Origin of the sequence: Streptomyces capoamus (genome assembly GCF_014654935.1) — a bacterium.
Lineage (GTDB): Bacteria > Actinomycetota > Actinomycetes > Streptomycetales > Streptomycetaceae > Streptomyces > Streptomyces capoamus.
Genome location: NZ_BNBF01000010.1, coordinates 149,696 through 152,104 on the forward strand (window position 1 = coordinate 149,696; position 2,409 = coordinate 152,104).

General features: G+C 69.4%; 4 protein-coding genes and 1 tRNA gene. 4 read left to right on the forward strand and 1 reads right to left on the reverse strand.

What is annotated here, in order from left to right; genetic code table 11:
* Positions 1–48 precede the first annotated feature (48 nt).
* From bcp to IE312_RS17930, 4 genes are all read left to right on the forward strand, one after another.
* Entirely contained in the window at positions 49–516 is a 468-nt protein-coding gene (gene bcp, locus IE312_RS17915) for a thioredoxin-dependent thiol peroxidase (RefSeq protein ID WP_189982950.1), read from the forward strand.
* Positions 517–655: 139 nt separating this feature from the next.
* Positions 656–1,318, forward strand: a complete 663-nt coding sequence (locus IE312_RS17920; RefSeq protein WP_189982952.1) for an HNH endonuclease signature motif containing protein — start codon at positions 656–658, stop codon at positions 1,316–1,318.
* A complete protein-coding gene (locus IE312_RS17925; RefSeq protein ID WP_229900004.1) occupies positions 1,315–1,974 on the forward strand; it encodes an HNH endonuclease signature motif containing protein in 660 nt (219 codons plus the stop codon). The genes IE312_RS17920 and IE312_RS17925 overlap by 4 nt, the downstream gene beginning before the upstream one ends.
* A gap of 15 nt (positions 1,975–1,989) precedes the next feature.
* Positions 1,990–2,065 (forward strand) — tRNA-Leu (locus IE312_RS17930).
* A gap of 55 nt (positions 2,066–2,120) precedes the next feature.
* On the opposite strand, the gene IE312_RS40640 is transcribed toward IE312_RS17930, so the two are convergent.
* Positions 2,121–2,409: non-canonical purine NTP pyrophosphatase (locus IE312_RS40640; RefSeq protein ID WP_306419765.1), on the reverse strand; the 289-nt coding region annotated here is incomplete at its 5' end.

The window sequence follows — 2,409 nt, forward strand, 5'->3', positions numbered from 1 at the left end:
AGCTCCGGGCCGCGCCGCACCGCAAGGCCCCCCGGTTACGCTGGCCCGATGAGCGAGCGACTCCAGCCGGGGGACGTGGCCCCCGCCTTCACCCTCCCCGACGCCGACGGCACCGACGTGTCCCTGGCCGACCACAAGGGCCGCAAGGTCATCGTCTACTTCTACCCGGCCGCGCTTACCCCCGGCTGCACCAAGCAGGCCTGCGACTTCACGGACAACCTGGAACTCCTGGCCGGCGCCGGCTACGACGTCATCGGCATCTCCCCCGACGCCCCGGAGAAGCTGGCGAAGTTCCGCGAGAAGGAGTCCCTGAGGATCACCCTCCTCGCCGACCCCGACAAGAAGGTCACCGAAGCCTACGGCGCGTACGGCGAGAAGAAGAACTACGGCAAGACCTACCTGGGCGTCATCCGCTCCACGATCGTCGTGGACGAGGAGGGCAAGGTGGAGCGCGCCCTGTACAACGTCCGCGCCACCGGCCACGTAGCCAAGATCATCAAGGACCTGGGCATCTGACCCGGCCCCCTCACCACGGCAGCGGCCCGCACCGGCACCCCCGGCGCGGGCCGTTTCCGTGATACCGGGCGTGACTGTCCGATAACCGGTTCGTTACTCCGTACGGGCAAGGAACACCTGCCCAGGACGGAGGGGCTCGATGGGGACCGGCGCATACACCGAGGAGCGGCTGCAAGAGGCGGCTCGGAACGCGAGAACACTGTCGGAGGCACTGGAGAGGCTGGGGGTGGATCCGCGGAGTTCGAAACGGGACTACATCAGGCGGCGGATGAAGAAGCTCGGGATCGACACGTCGCACTTCGAACGCGAGGGGGTGAAGTGGACGCGCGAGCTCCTTGAGCCCGTCGTCGCGGTGTCCAGCAGCGTCAATGAGGTCGTGCGTCGACTCGGACTCGACTCCGTGGGCGGTCACCAGGCCAACATCGCACGGCGGATCAAGACGTACGGCCTGGACACCTCGCACTTCACACCCGGGACGCGGACCGAGCGGATGAGGCACAACCAGCGACGCCGGACCGCCGTGGAGATTCTCGTCGAGAACACGTCGGCGCACGCTCGGCGCATTCCGAGCCGGCGGCTCAGGAGGGCCATGGGCGAGCTGGGCGTGCCGGAGCGCTGCGCCTTGTGCGGCATGGAGCCGGTGTGGCTCGGCGAGCGACTCCCCCTCGAAGTCGACCACGTCGACGGCAACTGGCGGAACAACCGCGTCGAGAACCTGCGGTTCCTCTGCCCCAACTGCCATTCGACCACCGACACCTATCGAGGGCGTGGCAAGAGTCGTCCCCGGGCAGGTATCAGGTGAGCGGTGGAGCGCGGTACACGCGCGAGCGGTTGGCCCAGGCCGCGATGCAGTGCTCCGATCTGGACGAGGTCATCGCCTTCCTCGGCACCCGGCCGTACGGCCACCTGCGCGGGTACCTCGTGAAGCGGTTCGCCCACTTCGGCATCGACATCTCGCACTTCGCGCCCGTCGGCAGGCAGGCGCGGCCCGCGGCGGAGGAGCTGCGGACGGTGGTCGAGGAGTCGGTTTCCGTCACCGAGGTGCTTCGTCGCCTCGGTCGTCCGAACAACGGCGGTCAGCGCGCGATGCTCGGCAAGTGGATCGCCGAGGACGGTCTCGACACCGCGCACTTCCTCGGTCAGGCACATCGGCGAGGGAAGCCGGGTACGAATGCCAAGAGGCCGGAAGCCGTCCTGGTGCAGCGCGAGTGCGGACACCGGATCGCGACCGAACGCCTCCGGCGCGCGCTCCGCGCAGTGGGCGTTCCCGAGCAGTGCGCCAGGTGCGGGGTCGGCCCCGAGTGGCGCGGGAAGCCGATGACGCTGGAGATCGACCACATCGACGGCGACTGGCGTGACAACAGGCGGGAGAACCTGCGACTGCTGTGCCCCAACTGCCATGCGATCACGCGTACCTGGTGCAGAGGTGGTCGGCGAGTGGCGAGCGGCGCCCAGTAGAGTAGGCACCGCTGAGGGCCCGTACCCCAGCTGGCCAAGAGGGCGCCGGTTTAGGTCCGGTGTGTCGTGGGTTCGAGTCCCACCGGGCCCACAGGGGAAGCGGCCTGCACGCCTTCGATCTGAAGGTGTGCAGGCCGCCCGCACACTCAGCCCAGCAGCTCCCGCACCACCGGCACCAGCGCCCGGAACGCCTTGCCCCGGTGGCTGATCGCGTTCTTCTCCTCGGGAGTCAGTTCCGCGCACGTGCGCGTCTCGCCGTCCGGCTGGAGGATCGGGTCGTAGCCGAAGCCGTTCGTGCCGGCGGGGGTGTGCCGCAGGGTGCCGGGCAGTCGGCCCTCCACCACCCGTTCCGTGCCGTCGGGCAGGGCGAGCGCCGCCGCGCAGGCGAAGTGGGCGGCGCGGTGTTCGTCGCCGATGTCGGAGAGCTGGGCCAGG